Below are 19730 nucleotides of genomic sequence, written 5' to 3' on the forward strand. Positions count from 1 at the left end.
GCGGCGCGCTACAGCCGCGCCACCTTGAACGTATCGCACTTGCCGATCTGCCCACCCTCGAAGCCCATCTTGAACCAGCGCACGCGCTGTTCCGAGGTGCCGTGGGTGAACGAGTCGGGGACCACCCGGCCGCGGGCCTGTTGCTGCAGGCGGTCGTCGCCGATGGCGTTGGCGGCGTTCAGCGCTTCGTCGATGTCGCCGGGCTCCAGCCAGTTCAGGCGCTGCTGGGCGTGGTAGGCCCACACCCCGGCCAGGCAGTCGGCCTGCAGTTCCTGGCGGACCAGCAGGCCGTTGTCGCCTTCCATCTTCTCGCCTTGCTGGCGCGCGGCGTTGATCCGGTTGCTGATGCCCAGCAGGGTCTGCACGTGGTGGCCGACTTCGTGGGCGATCACGTAGGCCTGGGCGAAGTCGCCGGCGGCCGAGAAGCGCTGGGCCATTTCGCGGAAGAAATCCAGGTCGAGGTAGACCTGGCGATCGCCCGGGCAATAGAACGGCCCGGTGGCCGAGGAGGCGAAGCCGCAGGCGGAATTCACCCCGCCACGGAAGAGGATCAGTTTCGGGTCCTGGTACTGCTTGCCGGCCTGCTGGAAGATCGCCCGCCAGGTGTCCTCGGTGTCGCCGAGCACCGCGCCGACGAAGTCGGCCTGCTCGTCGCCCTGCGCCGGGGCGCGACCCTGGGGCGCCGGGGCGCTGACGCTGCCGCTCTGCTGGCCCATGCCGACGATGTTGCCGAGGATCTGCATGGGGTCCTGGCCGCTGAGCAGGCCGATCACCACCACCACGGCCACCGCGCCGAGGCTCAGGCCGCGGCCGCCACCCATGCGCATGCCGCCGCCGGCCGCGCCGCTGTCGTCACGGGCATCGACCACGTTGTCGCTGCGTCGGGCTTTCTTCCAGAGCATGGTGCAGTCCTCTCAGTCATCCGACTGAGTGTTGCCGCTGCTCGGGATCGGCGCCAGTCCGGCCGTCTAGTTGCCGGGGTACTGGTTGAGCACCTGGGTGGCGCCGTCGCGCTGCAGGCCGACCACCTGGTAGGCGTCGCGGCGCTCGCCCATCTCCATGCCCGGCGAGCCGGCCGGCATGCCCGGTACGGCGGCACCGATCAGGTCGGGGCGCTGGCGCAGCTTGAGGATGTCGGCGGCCGGCACGTGGCCTTCGACGAATTTGCCGTCGATCACCCCGGTGTGACAGGAACCGAGGTTGTGCGGCACGCCGAGGCGGGTCTTGACCGCGCTCATGTCGGTTTCCACATGGTCGCGCACGGCGAAGCCGTTGCTTTCCAGGTGGCTGATCCAGGCCTTGCAGCAGCCGCAGTTGGCGTCGCGGTGGACGTCGATGCTGAGCGGCTCGGCAGCCAGGGCGGCGCCGGAGAAAAACAGGGCGAGCAGGGCGGAAAGGCGCATGGCGGAACTTCCTCGGAAATTGATCGGCGCGAGGATACGCCCGGCCCACGCGCCACCCAACCGCCAGGCTGTTTCCAGATGTGGCGAGACCGGGTGCGGCAATCGGCGCCTTGAATCGGCGCGGCGCAGCGGCTGCAATGAGCAGGGCGCTGCCGACTGACGTGGCGCTCCGGGAGACGTCCATGCAGATTCAAGACGCGCGCCAGGCCCTGCGGATTCCGCCGCTGCTGCGCCTGGGTTTTCGACCGTTCTTCCTCGCCGGCACGCTGCTCGCCGCGCTGGCGGTGCCGCTCTGGCTGCTCGCCCTGCACGGCGGCCTGGCTGACGGCGCGCCGCGCGGCGGCTGGCTGGCCTGGCACCGCCATGAGCTGCTGTTCGGCTTTGCCGGGGCGATCATTGCCGGCTTCCTGCTCACCGCGGTGCAGACCTGGACCGGCCGCCCCGGCCGCCCCGGCCTGTCCGGCACGCCGCTGGCGCTGTTGCTGCTGCTCTGGCTGCTGGCGCGAGTGGCCTGGTGGTGGGGCGGGGCGGGCCTGCTGCTGGTCAGCAGCCTGGCGTTCTTCGCCGGCGTGGCGCTGGTCATGGCGCGCACGCTGTGGGCGGTGCGGCAGACGCGCAACTACCCGATCGTCGGCGTGCTGCTGTTGCTGATGGCGGCGGACGGCCTGAGCCTGCTCGGCGTGCTGCAGCACAACGACGCCTGGCAACGGCAGGGCGTGCTGGCGGCGATCTGGCTGGTGGCGGCGATGATGGGCCTGATTGGCGGGCGGGTGATCCCGTTCTTCACCCAGCGCGGGCTGGGCCGCGAGCAGGCCGTGCAGCCCTGGGCCTGGCTGGATTGGGCGGTGCTGCTGGGCAGCGTGCTGCTCGCCGTGCTGCACGCCAGCGGCCTGGCGCTGCAGCCGCGGGCGTGGCTGGGCGCGTTGCTGCTGGCCCTCGCGGCGGCGCACGGCGTGCGCCTGTGGCGCTGGTTCGATGCGCAGCTGCTGCGCATGCCGCTGCTGTGGTCGCTGCACCTCGCTTATGCCTGGCTGCTGGTCGCCTGCCTGGGCCTGGCGCTCTGGCACCTGGGGCTGTTCGCCGGCTTCAGTCAGGCGCTGCACGCGCTGACTGTCGGCAGCATGGGCGGGCTGATCCTGGCCATGCTGGCGCGCGTCTCGCTCGGCCACACCGGACGCCCGCTGGAGTTGCCGCGCGGCTTCGCGCTGGCCTTCGCGCTGCTCAACCTGGGCGCGCTGGCGCGGGTGTTCGGCGTATCGCTGGCCTACCTGCCGGCGCTGTGGCTGGCTGCCGCCGCCTGGACCCTGGCGTTCGCCGCCTACCTGTACTGGTACGCGCCGATGCTGCTGCGCGGGCGGATCGACGGTCGGCCGGGTTAGCGGCGCGGCGGAAACTCGGCGAGTAGCTCGGCAACGCCCTGGTCGAAGCGCTCCTGGGTCAGCTGCGGATCGTGCAGCTGACGGTTGATCTGCGCCTGGAACAACACCCGTCCGTCGCGGCTGTCGAGGATGCGCAGGGCCAGGCGCGCGTTGTCCTCCTGGGTCATCTCGATCTGGCTCCAGGCCGAGCCCTCGGAGGTGATCAGCGGGCGCTGGGCGACGTTGGTCTGGCTCTCCAGGCCGAGCGCGTAGATCACCTTGAGGTCGGCGATACCATCGCTGAACTGGTAACCCTTGGCTTCCAGGGCGCGCCGCACGGCATGGTCGAAGCGTTCTTCGAGGTCCTGGCGATGGCCGGCGACGCGCACCGGCTCGATGCTGAAACTGGCATAGCTGCGCGCGCTGGCGGTCGGCGACAGTTCGACCTGCGGGCCGTCGGGGCTGGCGCAGGCGGCCAGCAGGAGCACACTGGGGAGTAGCAGGGCGTGGCGCATCGACGCCTCCATGCGGGGGTTTTCCCCAGCCTAGTCGCTGCCCGCCGGCGCCGCGCCCAACCAGAGATGGGCGAACGGCGCGAACAAAATCGATTTTGGCCGGTCTTTGCAGAGCAGGGTCTGTTGACGCGTGGGTGCGGCCGCGGCCACGCGTCAACGGATCCTGAGCAGGAGGCAACGGTAAATGATCTTCGCGCGAATCATTCTGGCGATTCAGGTGGTGGTGCTCGGTGGGCTGGGGTTGGCCTACTGGCTGCAACCCTACGAAATGGCCAACCTCAACGGCATGTTGCTGATGGAGAGCATCTCGGTGATCAACACCCGGGTGTTCTACGGCGGCTTTCAGGTCGGCCTGGCGCTGTACCTGGCGTGGAGCATGGGCGACCGCGTGCGGGCGCGCGGCGGGCTGATGCTGCTGGTGCTGCTGCAGTCGATGCTGGCTCTGGCGCGCATCTCGGCGCTGTGGCTGGACGGCGGCGAGTTCCAGTTCGCCGACCTGTCGTCGCTGCTGCTCAAGGTGTTCACCGCCTTGCTCGCCGCGCTGGCGCTGTGGCGCCTGGACCGCCAGGCCAAGGCCGAGGTGCTGGAGGCGGCCGAGTGGGACGAGTTCCACGGTGCCCACGAGGTGCCGCAAGCGCAGCGCCGGCGCAGCCTCGACACCTCGCTCGACGAACCGCCGCAGGCGCCGCCCGCGGCCTGATCGAGGCAAGCGCCGGAACAACCACTCACCGTCACTCCCGCGTAGGCGGGAGCCCAGGTGCCGCTGGCTTTCTGGATTCCCGCCTGCGCGGGAATGACGACTATTTCAGACCGTTCCTAGAACGAGGCAATCAGCCGGCCGAGCAGCGCCATGGCCTGCTCGCTCTGTGCCGTCCACGGGTGGCCGTAATTGAGGCGCGCGCAGTTCTCGAAGCGCCGCGTCGCGGAGAAGATCGGCCCTGGCGCCAGGCTGATGCCCTGTGCCAGGGCCAGGCGGAACAGCCGCAGCGAATCCACCGTGGCAGGGAATTCGAACCACAGGAAATAGCCGCCGGCCGGGTGGGTGACCCGCGTGCTCGATGGAAAGTGCCGCGCCGCCGAGGCGAGCATCGAACCCTGCTGCGCCTCCAGGGCATGCCGCAACTTGCGCAGGTGGCGGTCGTAGCCGCCGTGCTGCAGGTAGTCGGCGAGCGCCGCCTGGGCCGGCACCGAGGGCGAGATGGTGGTCATCAGCTTGAGTCGCTGGATCGCCTCGGCGTAGCGCCCGCCGGCCACCCAACCGACCCGGTAGCCCGGCGCCAGGCACTTGGAGAACGAGCCGCAGTGCATCACCAGGCCGTCGTCGTCGAAGCTCTTCACCGGCTTCGGCGGCTGGGTGCCGAAGTACAGCTCGGCGTACACGTCGTCCTCGATCAGCGGCACCTGATGCTGCTTGAGCAAGCGGTACAGCGCCTGCTTCTTCGCCTCGCTCATGCTCGCGCCGAGCGGGTTCTGCAGGCTGCTCATGAACCAGCAGGCTTTGATCGGCAGCTCGGCGAGGCGGCTGGCGAGCACCTCCAGGTCGATGCCGTCGCGCGGGTGCACGGGGATTTCCACCGCTTTGAGCTTGAGCCGCTCGAGCACCTGCAAGGTGGCGTAGAACGCCGGCGCCTCGATGGCCACCAGGTCGCCCGGCGCGGTGACGCACTGCAGGCAGAGGTTCAGCGCTTCCAGCGCGCCGTTGCTGATCACCAGCTCCTCCATCGGCAGCTGCACGCCGCTGATCATGTAGCGCAAGGCGATCTGCCGACGCAGGTTGGGGTTACCGGCGGTCATGTCGGTGATCACCGCCTGCGGCGACATATCGCGCACGCTCTGCGCCATGCTGCGCGCCAGGCGCGGCAGGGGGAACAGCGCCGGGCTGGGGAAGGCCGAGCCGAACGGCACGGTGTCCGGGTCCTTGAGCGAGTCGAGCACCGAGAACACCAGTTCGCTGACGTCCACCTCGGTGGTCTGCGCCTGGCTGCGCGCGGTCTCCGGCTCGTGCAGCGGGCGCTGCGCGTGCTCGCGGACGAAGTAGCCGGAGCGCGCGCGGGCGACGATCAGGCCGCGGTCCTCGAGCAGGTAGTAGGCCTGGAACACGGTCGACGGACTGACCCGGTAGGTGCGGCTGGCGTGCCGCACCGAGGGCACCTTCTCGCCGGGGGCGAGCACGCCGCTGCGGATCAGCCCGGCGATCTCATCGGCGAATTTCTCGTAGCGCTTCATCTTGTCCTGGCTCAGCGGCGCGGGCGCGGGAAGCTGATACTCTACGGGGCGTTCGACCTGCACGGCCATCCTCAGCGATTACGCGGAGCGACGAAGGTGCTGGTGGCGGCGACCCGGCTGCTCGGCGCGTCGACATCCAGCACCTCGAAGCGCAGCGGCGTCGAGGTCGCCGCGGCACGCTCGGCGGTCAGCGCCACGCTGACCGGGAAATCGACGATCTCCTCCGGCTGCAGGGTCAGTTCCTGACGGCCGTGCAGCGCGAAGTCGGCGGCGTCGGCCAGCTGCACCCGGTAGCGGCGCGGCTGCTGGGTCTTGTTGATCAGCTTGAGGCTGTAGACGTTCTCGATCTGGCCGACGCTGTTCTCGCGGAACAGGCCGCGGTCGCGCGTGACGTCCAGCGACAGCGTTGGCCGCGCCTGCAGCGCCCAGCCGAACGCGGCGATCATCAGCAGCAGCGCGGCACCGTAGCCGACCAGGCTCGGCCGCCAGTAGCGCGTGCGCCCGCCGGCCAGTTCGCGCTCCGAGCTGTAGCGCACCAGGCCGCGGGCGTAGCCCATCTTGTCCATCACGCTGTCGCAGGCGTCGATGCATGCGCCGCAGCTGATGCAGTCGAGCTGCAGGCCGTCACGGATGTCGATGCCGGTCGGGCAGACCTGTACGCACATGGTGCAGTCGATGCAGTCGCCGAGACCGGCGGCCTGCGGATCGACGTCCTTCTTGCGCGCGCCACGGTTCTCGCCGCGTGCCGCGTCGTAGGAGACGATCAGCGTGTCCTTGTCGAACATCACGCTCTGGAAGCGCGAGTAGGGGCACATGTGCAGGCAGACTTTCTCGCGCAGCCAGCCGGCGTTGACGTAGGTGGCGGCGGCGAAGAAGAACAGCCAGAACGCGCTGCTGCCATCCAGCTCGAGGTGCAGCAGGTCGCTGGTCAGCGCGCGGATCGGCGTGAAGTAGCCGACGAAGGCCAGCGCGGTGAGCAGGCTGACGCCCAGCCACAGGCCGTGCTTCGCGCTGCGCCGGGCCAACTTGGTCAGCGACCAGGGCGCCGCGTCGAGCTTGATGCGCTGGCCGCGGTCACCCTCGGTGACCTTCTCGGCCCACATGAACACCCAGGTCCATACGCTCTGCGGGCAGGTGTAGCCGCACCACACGCGGCCGGCGAACACGGTGATGGCGAACAGGCCGAAGGCGCAGATGATCAGCAGCGCCGAAAGCAGGGTGAAATCCTGCGGCCAGAAGGTCGTGCCGAACACATGGAACTTGCGCGCGCCGAGGTCCCAGAGCACCGCCTGGCGACCGTTCCAGTTCAGCCAGGCGGTGCCGAAGAACAACAGGAACAGCGCGCCGGCGCCGTAGCGCCGCAGGTTGCGGTACAACCCGGTGAAGCTGCGCGTGTGAATCGCCCCGCCGGCCTGTGCCGGGGTCAGGCGCAGCGGCCGGCTGGGGTCGATGGTTTCCACGATCCGCGCGGGAATGCGTTCGCTCATGACACTTGCCTCATCAAACTTTCTAGGAATGCGGCAAATGTTCCTCGCGTCGCTGCGTGCGTAACAGATTCAGGTTGTCGAATAAAAAGCGGATCAGATGGGTTGCATCTAGCCCATCTGATCCGCTTTTTGTCGGCCGATCTGAGTCTGTTATGGGGGCAGCCCGGCACGCCATAGTCGCCGCACTGGAGCCCGCAGGGGCGGGTGGCTGACGAGGTGGTGGGGATGTATCAGTACGACGACTATGACCGGGCTTTGGTGCACGAGCGGGTCGCACAGTTTCGCGATCAGGTCGAGCGGCGCCTCAGCGGCGCGCTGAGCGAGGAGGAGTTCCTGCCGCTGCGCCTGCAGAACGGCCTGTACCTGCAGAAGCACGCCTACATGCTGCGCGTGGCGATTCCCTACGGCACCCTGGCGGCCAGCCAGCTGCGCGTGCTGGCGCGCATCGCCCGCGAGTTCGACCGCGGCTACGGGCACTTCACCACCCGGCAGAACATCCAGTTCAACTGGATCGAGCTGCAGCGCGCGCCGGACATCCTCGCGCTGCTCGCCGAGGTCGACATGCATGCGATCCAGACCTCCGGCAACTGCGTGCGCAACATCACCACCGAGGCGTTCGCCGGGGTCGCCGCCGACGAGCTGCTCGACCCGCGTCCGCTGGCCGAGATACTCCGCCAGTGGTCGACGATCAACCCGGAGTTCCTCTACCTGCCGCGCAAGTTCAAGATCGCCCTGTGCGCCGCCAGCGAGGACCGTGCCGCGGTGGCGGTGCACGACATCGGCCTGCAGCTGTACCGCGACGAACGCGGCGAGTTGCTGCTGCGCGTGCTGGTCGGCGGTGGCCTGGGGCGCACGCCGATCATCGGCCAGGTACTGCGCGAGGGCCTGCCCTGGCAGCACCTGCTGTCTTACGTCGAGGCCATCCTGCGCGTATACAACCGGCATGGCCGGCGCGACAACAAGTACAAGGCGCGCATCAAGATTCTGGTCAAGGCGCTCGGCACCGAGGCGTTCGGCCGCGAAGTCGAGGCCGAGTGGCAGCATCTGAAAGACGGCCCGGCCGAGCTGACCGCGGCGGAGTACGCGCGGGTCGCCGCGGCCTTCAGCGCGCCGACCTACCAGCAACTGGACGCCACCGACCTCGACTTCGGCGCGGCGCTGGCCCGCGAGCCGGCGTTCGCCCGCTGGGCGGCGCGCAACCTGCAGGCGCACAAGGTGCCGGGCTATGCCGCGGTGGTGCTGTCGACCAAGCCGGGGCTCAGCGCACCGCCCGGCGATGTCACCGCGGCGCAGATGGACCTGGTCGCCGACCTTGCCGAGCGCTACGGCTTCGGCGAAATCCGCATCGCCCACGAGCAGAACCTGGTGCTCCCCGATGTGCGCAAGGCCGACCTGTTCGCGCTCTGGCGGGAAGCCGAGGCGGCCGGACTGGCAACGCCGAACATCGGCCTGCTCAGCGACATCATCGCCTGCCCGGGCGGCGACTACTGCGCGCTGGCCAACGCCAAGTCGATTCCCATTGCCCAGGCGATCCAGGCGCGCTTCGAGGACCTCGACTACCTGCACGACCTCGGCGAGCTGAGCCTGAACATCTCCGGCTGCATGAACGCCTGCGGCCACCACCACATCGGCAACATCGGCATCCTCGGCGTCGATAAAAACGGCAGCGAGTGGTATCAGATCACCATCGGCGGCAGCCAGGGCCACGACGCGGCGCTGGGCAAGGTGATCGGCCCGGCGTTCGCCGCCGAGCAGGTGCCGGGGGTGATCGAGCGTCTGGTGGCGACCTTCGTCAGCCACCGCTCCGGCGACGAGCGCTTCCTCGACACGGTGCAGCGCATCGGCTTGGAGCCGTTCAAGCAGCGCGTCTACCACGCGGCGGAGGCGACGGCATGAACAACCTGATCAAGCTGGTCGACGGCACGCCGCAGATCGTCAGCGATGACCCCTGGACGCTACTGCGCGAGGGCGAGGCGACGCCGGCTGGCGCATTGATCCTTCCGCTGCCGCTGTGGCGGCAGAGCTGCGCCGAGCAGGGCGGGCCGCACGCGGTGTGGCTGGGGCCGGACGACGAGCCGGAGCAGCTGCAACCCTGGCTGGCCAGCCTGCCGCTGATCGCCCTGGACTTCCCCAGCTTCCGCGACGGTCGCGCCTACAGCCAGGCCTACCTGCTGCGCAGCCGCCTCGGCTGGCGCGGCGAGCTGCGCGCGGTCGGCGACGTGCTGCGCGACCAGCTCAGCCACATGCGCCAGTGCGGCTTCGATGCCTTCGCGGTGCGCGCGGACAAGCCGCTCGACGACGCGCTCAAGGGCCTGGCCGGCCTCAGCGTGCAGTACGGCCGTTCGGTGCTCGAGCCGCGCCCGCTGTTCCGGCGGCGCGGCTGAGGAACTTTTGCAAAAAGCCACTCACGTCACTCCCGCGCAGGCGGGAGCCTAGGTGCTGCGGGCCTCTGGATTCCCGCCTGCGCGGGAATGACGGTCGTTCAGAGCACCTAAAGCACCGCTTCGAACATAGCGTTCTTTGCGCGGTGCAAAACGGTCTTAAAAGCGACTGGCGCGCGGGCGAGGCTTTGCTAGCTTCAAGGGGGTAGGTGAAGACGCAGACTGATGCGCAACAGGATAGCGAGGAGACGCGGGGCACGTTCCCAGGGTACACGGCCGCTCGATTCAGGCCCCAATAGCCGTGTGAAGCAGCCGAGCAAGTGCTCGGACTGTCAGACGCCCGAGACCTCGTAAGCCGGAGACCAGCACCGGCCACCTACTCTTGTTACTCCACCCTAAAGCCCGCCTCGCGCGGGCTTCTTAATGCCCGCGAGAAACCCGCCGCGCACCGGCATGTGGCCGCCCGCTGCGCGCCAGCTAGGCTGTGCAAGGTCGGCCCACGCGGTGGCGCGCGGTCGGCATGGCTCTCAACCCAGCGAGGTGTGCTTCATGAGGAAGATGATGGTGGGCGTTGCCCTGGGCCTGGCCACCGGCGCGGCGCAGGCGGGGATTCCGTTGCTCAACTACGACTGCCCGATGAACCTCTCGGTGCATGCCGACGAGGGCGGGCCGGTGTACATCAACGGCAAGGAGGCCAAGTTGAAGAAGTTCAACGACAACGCCTACGAGGCGCGCGGCCAGGGGGTGATCATCTCGATCACCATCACCCCGGATGGCGGCACGGACGTGTCCTACACCGGCAAGGGCGGGGCCAACGGCGTCTGCCAGCCGGCCGAGAGCGAGTGAGCGGCGCCGGCGCTCAGCGCCGGGTCAGCAGCACCCCAGCTTCCATGTGGTGGGTGTAGGGGAACTGGTCGAACAGCGCGCAGCGGCTGACCTGGTGGGTGTCGTGCAGTTGGGCGATGTTCTGCGCCAGGGTCTCCGGGTTGCAGGAGATGTACAGGATGCGCTCGAAGCGCCGGGTCAGCTCGCAGGTGTCCGGGTCCATGCCGGCGCGCGGCGGGTCGACGAACACGCTGCCGAATTCATAGCTTTTCAGGTCGATGCCGGCCAGGCGGCGGAACGGCCGCACCTCGTTGAGCGCTTCGGTGAGTTCCTCGGCGGACAGGCGCACCAGGCGCACGTTGTCGACGCCGTTGTCGTCGAGGTTGGCCAACGCGGCGTTCACCGAGGTCTTGCTGATCTCGGTGGCCAGCACCTGGCGCACTCGGGTGGCCAACGGCAGGGTGAAGTTGCCGTTGCCGCAGTACAACTCGAGCAGGTCGTCGTCGCGTTCGCCGAGGGCGTCGTAGGCCCAGTTGAGCATCTTCGCGCAGACCACCCCGTTGGGCTGGGTGAACGCGCCTTCCGGCTGGCGGTAGCGGAAGCTGCGCCCGGCGACCACCAGTTCCTCGCTGACGTAATCCCGGCCGATGACGATGCGCTTGCCGCGCGAACGCCCGACCAGGCTGACCCCCAGCTCGGCGGCGGCCTTGGTGGCGGCGGCCTGCCAGGCATCGTCCAGCGGCCGGTGGTAGCACAGGGTGATCAGCGCATCGCCGGCCAGGGTGGTGAGGAACTCGACCTGGAACAGCTTGAAGCCCAGCGCCGGGTCGGCCCAGGCCGCCTTGAGGCGCGGCATCAGCTCGTTGATGCGTTGGCTGGCGATGGGGAAGTCGTCGAGCAGGATCGGCGTGTGCTTGTCGCCCTGTTCGAACATCGCGTAATGCCGCGTCTCGCCTTCGCGCCACAGACGGAACTCGGCGCGCAGCCGGTAGTGCTCGCGCGGCGAGTCGAACAGCTCGGGTTCCGGGGCGTTGAACGGCGCCAGCAGCTCGCGCAGGCGGGCGGCCTTGGCGGCCAGCTGGGCGTCGTAGGTGGCGGGGTCGAAGTGCGGACGGCTCATGCGGAAACTCGTGTCGAAGCGCGGCGGGCGCGCATTGTAACGCCAAGGGAGCGGCGTTGCGCCGCTCCCCGCCAGCCGGGTCAGGCGTTGAACCAGCCGAGCTTGATGACGAAAAGCACCGAGAGGATCACCAGCGCCGAGTTCAGCTCGCGGAAGCGTCCGGAGAGCAGCTTGCAGGCGGTCCAGGTGATGAAGCCGAAGGCGATGCCGTTGGCGATCGAGAAGGTCAGCGGCATGGCCAGCGCGGTGACCACCACCGGGGCGGCGACGGTCAGGTCGTCCCAGTCGATCTCGGCCAGGCCGGAAGTCATCAGCACGGCGACGAAGAACAGCGCCGGCGCGGTGGCGAAGGCCGGCACGTTGCCGGCCAGCGGGGCGAAGAACAGCGCCAGCAGGAACAGCAGGGCGACCACCACGGCGGTCAGCCCGGTGCGCCCGCCGGCGCTGACGCCGGCCGCCGATTCGATGTAGCTGGTGGTGGTCGAGGTGCCGAGCAGCGAACCGAACATCGCCGCGGTGGAGTCGGCGATCAGCGCGCGGCCCATCTTCGGCATGTGGCCGTCCTTGCCCATCAAGCCGGCGCGCTTGGCGACGCCGATCAGGGTGCCGGAGTTGTCGAACAGGTCGACGAACAGGAAGGCGAAGATCACGCTGGTCAGGCCGATGTCCAGCGCGCCCTTGATGTCCAGCTGCAGGAAGGTCGGCGCCAGCGACGGCGGCATCGACACGATGCCACCGAACTGGGTGACGCCCAGGGCGATGGCGGCGAAGGTGATCAGCAGGATGCCGATCATCACCGCGCCGGTCACCCGCCGGGCTTCCAGGGCGACGATGACGATGAAGCCGAGGATCGCGAGGATTGGCTCTGGCTTGGCCAGGTCACCCATGCCGACCAGAGTCGCCGGGTTGGCGACGACGATGCCGGCTTCCTTCAGCGCGATCAGCGCGAGGAACAGGCCGATGCCTGCGGCGATCGCCGAGCGTAGCGACAGCGGGATGCTGTTGATGATCCATTCGCGGATGCGGAAGATCGAGATCAGGAAGAACATGCACGCCGAGAGGAACACTGCACCGAGCGCCACCTGCCAGGTGTGGCCCATGTGCAGCACCACGGTGTAGGTGAAGAAGGCGTTGAGGCCCATGCCGGGGGCGAGGGCGATCGGGTAGTTAGCGATCAGGCCCATGATCACCGAGCCGATGGCCGCGGCCAGGCAGGTGGCGACGAACACCGCGCCCTTGTCCATGCCGGTTTCGCCGAGGATCGCCGGGTTGACGAAGATGATGTAGGCCATGGTCAGGAAGGTGGTGACCCCGGCGAGAATCTCCGTGCGAACGTTGGTGTTATGGGCTTGCAGTTGGAATAGTCTTTCCAGCATGACGGGCTCCGCGGCGTGGGTGTCAGACAGAAGCTAAGCACAGCGCGGTGCCGCTGCCTGCCGGCAAAGGGCGCGCATCATACCAGCCGCCTGGAAATCGGTGAATTTTGTTGGCGACATGGTCAGGAATCGACCCTGCGCCGTTTGCCTGCCTAGAAGAAGGAAACTGCCATGACTGCACGCGCCCTGATCGCCGTCGCCGACGGTTCGCAGGACCTGGAAACTATCACCCTGCTCGACGTGCTGCGCCGCGCCGGCGTCGAAGTGGTGCTGGCCAGCATCGAGAACCGGCGCATGGTCACCCTGGCCCTCGGCACGCGGCTGACCGCCGACGCCATGCTGATCGACGTGCTGGCCCAGGATTTCGACCTGATCGCGCTGCCCGGCGGCATGCCCGGCGCGCAGCGCCTCGGCGAGCACGGCCCGCTGTCCGAACGGGTGGTGCGCCAGGCCAAGGCCGGCAAGCTGTTCGCGGCGATCTGCGCCGCCCCGGCGTTCGCCCTGCAGCCCTACGGTGTGCTGCGCCAGCGGCGCATGACTTGCTACCCGGCGGCCAGCGAAAAGCTGTCCGGCTGCACGTACGTCGACCAGTCGGTAGTGGTCGACGGCAACTGCATCACCGCACAGGGCCCGGCCAGCGCCCTGGAGTTTGCGTTGACCCTGGCCGAGCAGCTGGTGGGCAAGGCCAAGCGCAAAGAGGTGGAGCAGGCGATGTTGGTCAAATAAACGCTGGGCTGAGCCTGTAGGAGCGAACTCATTCGCGATTGGGGCAGCGCGGAGTCGCCTGCATCGCGAATGGATTCGCTCCGACAGGGCTTGTTAGCCCCGTAGGGTGGACAATAAATCCACCATAAACCTTTCTTGTAAGTCGCGCAGAGGCTGGTGGACGACGCTTCGCGGTCGTCCACCCTAGGTACTCCGTCCTACGGATGCGGCTCGTGCATCCGATCGCGCTTGGCCAGGCTCGGGAACAGCTTGATCCACACCCCGGTGACCAGCAGCGTGCCGACCCCGCCGATCACCACCGCCGGCACCGTGCCGAACCAGTGCGCGGTCAGCCCCGATTCGAACTCGCCGAGCTGATTCGAGGCGCCGATGAACAGGCCGTTCACCGCGCTGACCCGGCCGCGCATCTCGTCCGGGGTCTGCAGCTGCACGAAGGCGCCGCGGATCACCATGCTGATCATGTCGGCCGCGCCGAGCACGGCGAGCACCGCCAGTGAGAACCAGAACGAGGTGGACAGGCCGAAGGCGATGGTCGCTACGCCGAAGATGCCCACCGAGGCGAACATGATGCGTCCGACCTGGCGTTCGATCGGGAAGCGCGCCAGCCAGAACGACATCAGCAGCGCGCCCACCGCCGGCGCCGAGCGCAGCAGGCCGAGGCCCATCGGTCCGGTGAGCAGGATGTCCTTGGCGAACACCGGCAGCAGCGCGGTGGCGCCGCCGAGCAGCACGGCGAACAGGTCGAGCGAGATGGCGCCGAGCACGTCCGGGCGGCTGCGGATGAAGCGGATGCCGGCGAGCAGCGATTCCATCGACGCGCGCTCCTGGCGCAGTGGCTGCTGACGCGCCGGCAGGCCGAGCACCAGCGCGCAGGCCAGCACGTAGAGCACTGCGGTCGGCGCGTACACCCACAGGCTGCCGAAGGCGTACAGGAAACCGCCGAGCGCCGGGGCGACGATGGTCGCCATCTGCATCGCCGACGCCGAGGCGGCCACCGCGGCGGGGAACAGCGCGGTCGGCACCAGGCTCGGCAATAGCGCCTGGGTCGCCGGCATCTCGAAGGCGCGTGCGGCGCCGAGCAGGAAGGCGAGGACGAAGATCGCCTCGCGGGTGATCTCGCCGCTGCTGCTGCCGAGCACCAGGGCGATGGCGATCAGCGCCTGGGCGGCCTGGCACAGCGCGGTGACCTTGCGCCGGTCGAAGCGGTCGGCGACGTGGCCGGTGTGCAGCATGAACAGCACACGCGGAACGAACTCGACCAGGCCGACCAGGCCGAGGTCGAGCACGCTGCCGGTGAGTTCGTAGATGTGCCAGCCGATGGCCACGGTGAGCATCTGGAAGCCGCTGGCGGTGCACACGCGGGCCAGCCAGAAAGCGAGGAACGGGCGTTGGTGGCGGAGCAGGAGCTTTTCGTGAGTGGACATGCGCGGACCTGGGTACTTAGCAGGCTAATAGTCTGCCAGCCGTATCCGCGCGATGTAACCGGATGTTTCGCTGATCGCCCGGTTTTTTCTGACCGATAGGACAAGAAAAACTTGTCCTGCCGTTCTGTCTGGATAAAATTGACCTGAAAGTCAGTTTAATCCCTCGACTATCCTTATTTCTGCCCCTTCAGCCTGAGGGGTAGGCGTGTCTCATTTTTCCAACATAACGGGACAGGGTCGCTTGCCAGCCATCCGCCGCCGCAGCGCGCGAGGTCACGGCGGCAGGCCCACTGTCCTGAGGATTCGCCATGTCCAACCGTGAATTCTCCCGGCGTCGCTTCCTGCAAGGCAGCGTGATCGCCGGTATCGGGGTGTCCTTTGCCCCGCTCGGCAGCCGCGCGCTCGCCGCGCTGTTCGAGGCGCAGGTGACCACTACGCCACTGCCCTGGTACACCGCCGCCGGTCAGGCGCGCGGACGCATCGACGGGGTGGCCAAGGCCTGCGGGGCGAAGGTCTTCGCCCGCGACATCCGCGCCAAGGACATGCCCGGCTGGCCGCAGCAGCAGGCCCATGCGCTGCTGCTCAAGGCGACCCGCGCCGACCACCTGTACCTCGGCCTCGACCTTTCGGTGCTCGGCGCCGAGCTGCAGCCGGATCGCCTGGTCACCGCCGCCGACCTGGTCAAGGACGGCATTGCCTGGCCGGAGTCGCATGGTCCCGATCCGTTCCTCCCGGAAGGCCAGGTGCCGATGTTCATCGGCCATCCGGTGGCGCTGCTGATCTGGAACGATTTCGAGCGCTATCGTCAGGCCAAGATCATCCTCAAGCGCGACCAGAAGGCGATCCGCTACGGCGCGCAGGCCGAGCTGTACCAGCGCGACCCGTACGGCAGCTTCCGCTTCGTGCGGGTCGGCGGCGCCACGCCGTTCGACGACGACACCTTCTCCAGCCTCAAGGACAGCATGCTGTTTCCGCTGATCCGCGGGCGCAAACCGGTGTGGGGGCAGGGCAAGATCAGCGGCGACCTCACCGAGCAGGGGCTGTTCTACGCCGAGCGCATGCAGCAGCAGTTGGCCGCGCCGCCGGACGACTGGCTGGTGTTCGATCAGCGCTACACCACCCAGTCGATCGAGCCGGCCGCCCTCGAGGCGGACAACGGCAACGGCTGGTACGACCCGCAGACCCGCACCCTGCACTTCGTGGTTGCCACCCAGTGCCCGTTCGAGGTGGCCGAGCAGACCGCGCACATGCTCGCGCCGTCCAGCTTCGGCGTGGCCAAGCTGAACATGCACCCCGGCTACACCGTCGGCTACGGCTCGAAGGACAACAACATCTTCGTGTTCTACGCCGCGCTCGCCGCGATGTACGGCAACGGCATCCCGGTGCGCCTGGCCAATGACCGCTACGAGCAGTTCCAGAGCGGCATCAAGCGCCACCCGTTCGACATGCACTACCAGCTGGCGGTGAACAAGCAGGACCACAGCTTCCAGATCTTCCGCGCGCACATGGACGTCGACGGCGGCGGGCGCATCAACTACAGCCCGTCGGTGGCGGCGGTCGGCGCCACCGCGGCGCAGTCGATCTACTACCTGCCGCAGAGCGACCTGGCGGCCACCGCCTACCATTCGCGCGGCGTCGAGGCCGGCTCGATGCGCGGCTACGGCACCCTGCAGACCATGGCGGCGACCGAGATGATGGTCGATGAAGTGGCCGCGCAGCTGGGCGTCGATGCCATCGCACTGCGCCAGAAGAACGTCTTCAAGTCGGGCATGAAGAACACTCAGGGGGCGATCCCGGCCGGTGCGCTGCGCGTCGACGAGATTCTCGCCAAGGCCGCCGAGCACGAGCTGTGGAAGGACCGCGAGGCGCGCAAGCAGCGTTTCGAACAGGAGCATCCGGACTTCTACTACGGCGTCGGCTTCGCCATCTGCCAGAAGGACTTCGGCACCGGTTCGGAAGCGCCGATGGCCAGCCTGGAGTTCAGCGCCGACGGCCAGGTCAGGCTGCGCCACATCGCCATCGACATGGGCACCGGCATGGCCACCTCGCAGGCGCTACTGGCCGCCGACTACCTCGGTCAGCCAGCGCACGAGATCCGCACCGGCGAGACCGACTGGCCGGAGCTTGCGCTGACCACCAGCGGCAACCCCTACATCATCAGCCAGGCCGAGCAGGACGCCGCGCTGCAGAACCCGCGCTGGGTCGGCAAGCTCGCCTCGCCGTCCTCGGCGACCAACTCCGCTTATTACTCCGGGCATGCCACCCGCGAGGCCGCGCGCCTGCTGTTCAACCACGGCCTGTGGCCGGCGGCGCTGCAAATCTGGGGGCAGGGCATCCAGGGCGGCCTGGCCAATCCCTATGTGGTGCGTCGCGAAGACGCCCACTGGGTGGAAGGCAAGCTGAGCGCCGGCGGCCTGCCGCCGATTCCATTCGCCCTGCTGGCGCACAAGGCACATGAGCTGGGCCTGGTCACCGGCGTCAGCGTGCACGGCTTCAACCGCTGGAGTTGGGCCGAGGCCGAGTTCGACATCAACGGCGAGCGCGAGCGCGTGCCGCTGGATGCGGTGGCGGTGAAGTACGGTGATGGCGCCGACATGGCCAAGCAAAAGCGCATGACGCAGCACGGCTTCCACCTGCTCGACCGGGTCAGCGTGCACTACCCGGACACCCAGCTGAACAACGCCATGGTCACCTACTACAGCCCGGTGGCGACCCTGGTCGAGGTCAAGGTCAACAAGGGCAGCGGCGAGGCGCAGGTGCTCAACCACCACTCCTGGCTGGAGTGCGGCCGGGTGATCGTCCCCGAGCTGGTGCTCGGCCAGCTGGAAGGCGGCATCGCCATGGGCATCGGCCACGCCCTGCTGGAGGAGATGCCGAAGTACGAAGGCGGTCCCGGCGAGGGCAGCTGGAACTTCAACCGCTACGTGCTGCCGCGTGCCAAGGACTGCGCGGTGTGGCAACAGACGGCGGAAATCCTCCCGCCGCTGTCGCCCAGCGACCCGGCCAAGGGTATCGCCGAAGTGGTGATGATCCCGGTGGTCGGCGCCATCGTGAACGCCGTGGCGCACGCCACCGGCAAGCGCCTGCGTGACCTTCCCCTGACTCCCGCCCGCATCAAGGAGGCCCTCCATGGCTAAGCGCGCACTGAGCCTGACCATCAACGGCCAGGCCGTCGGCCCCATCGAGGTGGCGGACGACCTGATGATGATCGACTTTCTTCACGAGTACCTGAACCTCACCGGCTCGCGCCTCGGCTGCGGCCAGGGCATCTGCCATGCCTGCGTGGCGATCCTCGACAAGCCCGACGGCAGCAGCGAGGAGATCCGCACCTGCATCACCGGCGCGCATTACTTCGCCGGGCAGAAGGTGCGCACCATCGAGGGCCTGGCCAAGCGCGACAGCAACGGCGAGGTCAGCGAGCTGAACCCGATCCAGCAGAAGTTTGTCGACAAGTTCGCCTTCCAGTGCAGCTACTGCACGCCGGGCTACGTCAACGCCGCCACCGTGCTGGTGGAGAAACTGCAGCGCCAGCCGATCAAACGCAGCGAGCTGGAGGCGGAGATCGAGGGCGCGCTGGGTCATCACATCTGCCGCTGCACCGGCTATGTGCGCTACTACAGCGCCGCGCGCGATGTGGTCGAGTCGCTTGGCCTGGTCAAGGAGGGTTGAGCATGCGCGCACTCCTACTCGCCAGCCTGCTGCTGCCGCTGGTGGCCCAGGCCGCGGACGACGCGTTGCTCAAACGCGGCAAGTACCTGGCGCAGGCCGCCGACTGCGTGGCCTGCCACAGCCTCGAGGGCGGCGCCGAGTTCGCCGGCGGTCTGCCGCTGGAATCGCCGTTCGGCACCATCTATGGCACCAACATCACCCCGGACAAGACCCACGGCATAGGCAACTACACCGCCGACGACTTCTACCGCGCGGTGACCCAGGGCGAGCGCGCCGACGGCAGCAAGCTGTACCCGGCGATGCCCTACACCTCCTACCACCTGCTCAAGCGCGAAGACTCCGACGCCATCTACGCCTACCTGATGAGCCGGCCGCCGATCGCCAAGCCGAGTCCGCAGACCGACCTGGCCTTCCCGTTCAACCTGCGCTTCGGCCTGGCGTTCTGGAACCTGCTGTACAAGAACCGCGTGCAGCTGCAGCCGGCCGACGGCAAGAGCGAACAGTGGCAGCGCGGCCAGTACCTGGTGGAAGTGCTCGGCCACTGCGGCGAGTGCCACACCCCGCGCAACGCGCTCGGCGCCCTGCAGCAGGAGCAGCGCCTGCGGGGCGGGGTGATCGCCGGCTACCTGGCGCCCAGCCTGCTCGCCGACGACCTCGCCGCGCGCGGCTGGAGCGCCGAGGACCTGACCACCTTCCTCAAGCACGGCATCAGCGCCCAGGGCTCGGTGTTCAACGAGATGTACCCGGTGCTGCACCACAGCAGCCAGTACCTGCCGCTCGACGACCATAAAGCGATGGCCACCTACCTGCTCGGCGACCAGCCGCCGCCGGCCAAGCGCATCGCGGCGCGTCCGCTCGACCAGCTCAGCGCCAGCGCCCAGCAGGGTCGCCAGGACTACCTGAACGTCTGCGCCGGCTGTCACGGCGCGGAGGGGGAGGGCATCGCCCATGTCGCGGTGGCGATGAACGGCAACACCATCGTGCGCCTCGATGACCCGCGCAACCTGCTGCGGGTGATCGACGACGGCATCAAGGAGCAGCAGTTCACCGGCTTCGAACGCATGCAGCCGATGCCCGGCTTCCACGACAAGCTGAGCGCCGAGCAGATGCGCAACCTGCTCAACTACCTGCGCCAGACCTGGGGCGGGCTGCCCGACGATCTGCCTGCCGAGACGGTCGCCGCGCTGCGTGGCGAGGCCGGGCACTGAGCCCGGCGGGAG

The 19730-nt window shown here is 68.4% G+C and carries 17 protein-coding genes; 9 read left to right on the forward strand and 8 right to left on the reverse strand.

All coding sequences use genetic code 11. The features are described 5' to 3' along the window. Positions 1-8: 8 nt before the first annotated feature. Positions 9-902, reverse strand: coding sequence for a KPN_02809 family neutral zinc metallopeptidase (gene ypfJ, locus JQX08_RS12165; protein WP_205348641.1), 894 nt, complete (start codon positions 900-902; stop codon positions 9-11). A 66-nt stretch (positions 903-968) separates the two neighbouring features. Beyond that, entirely contained in the window at positions 969-1403 is a 435-nt protein-coding gene (locus tag JQX08_RS12170; RefSeq protein ID WP_205348642.1) for a DUF411 domain-containing protein, read from the reverse strand. Between the two features lie 182 nt (positions 1404-1585). Between JQX08_RS12170 and JQX08_RS12175 the strand changes: the two genes are divergently transcribed. Then, positions 1586-2782, forward strand: a complete 1197-nt coding sequence (locus JQX08_RS12175) for an NnrS family protein (RefSeq protein ID WP_205348643.1) — start codon at positions 1586-1588, stop codon at positions 2780-2782. Here JQX08_RS12175 and JQX08_RS12180 read toward each other — a convergent pair. Continuing rightward, positions 2779-3276: a DUF4136 domain-containing protein gene (locus JQX08_RS12180; protein WP_239482137.1), complete on the reverse strand. Its 498-nt coding sequence runs from the start codon at positions 3274-3276 to the stop codon at positions 2779-2781. The genes JQX08_RS12175 and JQX08_RS12180 overlap by 4 nt on opposite strands. A 184-nt stretch (positions 3277-3460) precedes the next feature. Here JQX08_RS12180 and JQX08_RS12185 point away from each other — a divergent pair, with 184 nt between their 5' ends. Further along, complete coding sequence (locus JQX08_RS12185) at positions 3461-3976, forward strand: DUF4345 domain-containing protein (RefSeq protein WP_205348645.1); 516 nt, start codon at positions 3461-3463, stop codon at positions 3974-3976. 116 nt (positions 3977-4092) lie between these two features. Here the strand turns inward: JQX08_RS12185 and mapR are convergent, their stop codons facing one another. Beyond that, the gene (mapR, locus tag JQX08_RS12190) at positions 4093-5502 is read right to left on the reverse strand and encodes a GntR family transcriptional regulator MpaR (RefSeq protein ID WP_205348931.1); all 1410 of its coding nucleotides are present in this window, start codon (positions 5500-5502) and stop codon (positions 4093-4095) included. 71 nt (positions 5503-5573) lie between these two features. Beyond that, on the reverse strand, positions 5574-6989 hold the full coding sequence (ccoG, locus tag JQX08_RS12195; RefSeq protein ID WP_205348646.1) for a cytochrome c oxidase accessory protein CcoG: 1416 nt from the start codon (positions 6987-6989) through the stop codon (positions 5574-5576). Between the two features lie 225 nt (positions 6990-7214). Here ccoG and JQX08_RS12200 point away from each other — a divergent pair, with 225 nt between their 5' ends. The 3 genes from JQX08_RS12200 to JQX08_RS12210 all read left to right on the forward strand — a co-directional run bounded on the left by JQX08_RS12200 (position 7215) and on the right by JQX08_RS12210 (position 10216). Then, complete coding sequence (locus JQX08_RS12200) at positions 7215-8885, forward strand: nitrite/sulfite reductase (RefSeq protein WP_205348647.1); 1671 nt, start codon at positions 7215-7217, stop codon at positions 8883-8885. Beyond that, entirely contained in the window at positions 8882-9373 is a 492-nt protein-coding gene (locus tag JQX08_RS12205; RefSeq protein ID WP_205348648.1) for a DUF934 domain-containing protein, read from the forward strand. The genes JQX08_RS12200 and JQX08_RS12205 overlap by 4 nt, the downstream gene beginning before the upstream one ends. Before the next feature lie 555 nt (positions 9374-9928). Then, on the forward strand, positions 9929-10216 hold the full coding sequence (locus JQX08_RS12210; RefSeq protein WP_430472534.1) for a hypothetical protein: 288 nt from the start codon (positions 9929-9931) through the stop codon (positions 10214-10216). Between the two features lie 13 nt (positions 10217-10229). Here JQX08_RS12210 and trmA read toward each other — a convergent pair whose 3' ends face one another. Then, the gene (gene trmA, locus JQX08_RS12215) at positions 10230-11315 is read right to left on the reverse strand and encodes a tRNA (uridine(54)-C5)-methyltransferase TrmA (RefSeq protein ID WP_205348650.1); all 1086 of its coding nucleotides are present in this window, start codon (positions 11313-11315) and stop codon (positions 10230-10232) included. Between the two features lie 80 nt (positions 11316-11395). Further along, on the reverse strand, positions 11396-12691 hold the full coding sequence (locus tag JQX08_RS12220) for an NCS2 family permease (protein WP_205348651.1): 1296 nt from the start codon (positions 12689-12691) through the stop codon (positions 11396-11398). 171 nt (positions 12692-12862) lie between these two features. On the opposite strand from JQX08_RS12220, the gene JQX08_RS12225 reads away from it, so the two are divergent. Beyond that, positions 12863-13417 carry a DJ-1 family glyoxalase III gene (locus JQX08_RS12225; RefSeq protein ID WP_205348652.1) on the forward strand — a complete coding sequence of 185 codons (555 nt, stop codon included), beginning with the start codon at positions 12863-12865 and terminating at the stop codon, positions 13415-13417. 197 nt (positions 13418-13614) lie between these two features. Here the strand turns inward: JQX08_RS12225 and JQX08_RS12230 are convergent, their stop codons facing one another. Further along, a complete protein-coding gene (locus JQX08_RS12230) occupies positions 13615-14841 on the reverse strand; it encodes an MFS transporter (protein ID WP_205348653.1) in 1227 nt (408 codons plus the stop codon). 308 nt (positions 14842-15149) lie between these two features. Here JQX08_RS12230 and JQX08_RS12235 point away from each other — a divergent pair, with 308 nt between their 5' ends. Genes JQX08_RS12235 through JQX08_RS12245 form a run of 3 tightly spaced genes read left to right on the forward strand, consistent with a single transcriptional unit; the run spans position 15150 to position 19718 of the window. Continuing rightward, positions 15150-17978 (forward strand): xanthine dehydrogenase family protein molybdopterin-binding subunit, encoded by a 2829-nt coding sequence (locus JQX08_RS12235; protein ID WP_205348654.1) that lies wholly within the window; start codon positions 15150-15152, stop codon positions 17976-17978. After that, entirely contained in the window at positions 17971-18510 is a 540-nt protein-coding gene (locus tag JQX08_RS12240; RefSeq protein ID WP_205348655.1) for a (2Fe-2S)-binding protein, read from the forward strand. The genes JQX08_RS12235 and JQX08_RS12240 overlap by 8 nt, the downstream gene beginning before the upstream one ends. Positions 18511-18512: 2 nt before the next feature. Beyond that, positions 18513-19718 carry a cytochrome c gene (locus JQX08_RS12245; protein WP_205348656.1) on the forward strand — a complete coding sequence of 402 codons (1206 nt, stop codon included), beginning with the start codon at positions 18513-18515 and terminating at the stop codon, positions 19716-19718. The last annotated feature ends 12 nt before the right edge of the window (positions 19719-19730 follow it).

The organism is Zestomonas insulae (assembly GCF_016901015.1).
Lineage (GTDB): Bacteria > Pseudomonadota > Gammaproteobacteria > Pseudomonadales > Pseudomonadaceae > Aquipseudomonas > Aquipseudomonas insulae.

What these genes read in the sequence shown, in the direction of transcription:
- ypfJ (WP_205348641.1), bottom strand. Translation starts at nt 902, where the DNA reads ATGCTCTGGAAGAAAGCCCGACGCAGCGACAACGTGGTCGATGCCCGT.
- JQX08_RS12230 (WP_205348653.1), bottom strand. Translation starts at nt 14,841, where the DNA reads ATGTCCACTCACGAAAAGCTCCTGCTCCGCCACCAACGCCCGTTCCTC.
- mapR (WP_205348931.1), bottom strand. Translation starts at nt 5,502, where the DNA reads ATGAAGCGCTACGAGAAATTCGCCGATGAGATCGCCGGGCTGATCCGC.
- JQX08_RS12170 (WP_205348642.1), bottom strand. Translation starts at nt 1,403, where the DNA reads ATGCGCCTTTCCGCCCTGCTCGCCCTGTTTTTCTCCGGCGCCGCCCTG.
- trmA (WP_205348650.1), bottom strand. Translation starts at nt 11,315, where the DNA reads ATGAGCCGTCCGCACTTCGACCCCGCCACCTACGACGCCCAGCTGGCC.
- JQX08_RS12175 (WP_205348643.1), top strand. Translation starts at nt 1,586, where the DNA reads ATGCAGATTCAAGACGCGCGCCAGGCCCTGCGGATTCCGCCGCTGCTG.
- JQX08_RS12245 (WP_205348656.1), top strand. Translation starts at nt 18,513, where the DNA reads ATGCGCGCACTCCTACTCGCCAGCCTGCTGCTGCCGCTGGTGGCCCAG.
- JQX08_RS12240 (WP_205348655.1), top strand. Translation starts at nt 17,971, where the DNA reads ATGGCTAAGCGCGCACTGAGCCTGACCATCAACGGCCAGGCCGTCGGC.
- JQX08_RS12220 (WP_205348651.1), bottom strand. Translation starts at nt 12,691, where the DNA reads ATGCTGGAAAGACTATTCCAACTGCAAGCCCATAACACCAACGTTCGC.
- JQX08_RS12180 (WP_239482137.1), bottom strand. Translation starts at nt 3,276, where the DNA reads ATGCGCCACGCCCTGCTACTCCCCAGTGTGCTCCTGCTGGCCGCCTGC.
- JQX08_RS12205 (WP_205348648.1), top strand. Translation starts at nt 8,882, where the DNA reads ATGAACAACCTGATCAAGCTGGTCGACGGCACGCCGCAGATCGTCAGC.
- JQX08_RS12200 (WP_205348647.1), top strand. Translation starts at nt 7,215, where the DNA reads ATGTATCAGTACGACGACTATGACCGGGCTTTGGTGCACGAGCGGGTC.
- JQX08_RS12185 (WP_205348645.1), top strand. Translation starts at nt 3,461, where the DNA reads ATGATCTTCGCGCGAATCATTCTGGCGATTCAGGTGGTGGTGCTCGGT.
- JQX08_RS12225 (WP_205348652.1), top strand. Translation starts at nt 12,863, where the DNA reads ATGACTGCACGCGCCCTGATCGCCGTCGCCGACGGTTCGCAGGACCTG.
- JQX08_RS12210 (WP_430472534.1), top strand. Translation starts at nt 9,929, where the DNA reads ATGATGGTGGGCGTTGCCCTGGGCCTGGCCACCGGCGCGGCGCAGGCG.
- JQX08_RS12235 (WP_205348654.1), top strand. Translation starts at nt 15,150, where the DNA reads ATGTCCAACCGTGAATTCTCCCGGCGTCGCTTCCTGCAAGGCAGCGTG.
- ccoG (WP_205348646.1), bottom strand. Translation starts at nt 6,989, where the DNA reads ATGAGCGAACGCATTCCCGCGCGGATCGTGGAAACCATCGACCCCAGC.